The 301-nt window shown below is 55.1% G+C and carries 1 protein-coding gene; it reads left to right on the forward strand.

What is annotated here, in order from left to right:
• Window positions 1-40: 40 nt before the first annotated feature.
• On the forward strand, window positions 41-301 hold a 261-nt coding region (locus tag ACNPNW_RS05525), incomplete at its 3' end, for a hypothetical protein (RefSeq protein ID WP_448766680.1).

A 301-nucleotide genomic window follows, 5' to 3' on the forward strand; every position in this document is an offset into this window, starting at 1 on the left:
AGAGCACGGATTGGATCGCAAAGGGGAAGGGGGAGGGAATATGAACGTCGATGTCCAAGATGAAGGCGATTCCGGCAGTGGACAAGCTGTAGCCTTTACCATCGGAGACCATGAAGAAGTGCATGTGCTGCATCCACAGCAAATTATTGCTTATCAAGGGCCTTCGTCCGGTCGGGCGGACAGGCTAATGGATGTAAAGGGCATGTACCGCAAGCGGAAATTAATCCGCTCGGATATGACAGGTCCCTGCCGCTTTGTAGCGGCCCTCCCCCCGGGGTACCGGGTCAAGACCTTCCAGTTG

It is taken from the genome of Acinetobacter endophylla (assembly GCF_053543775.1).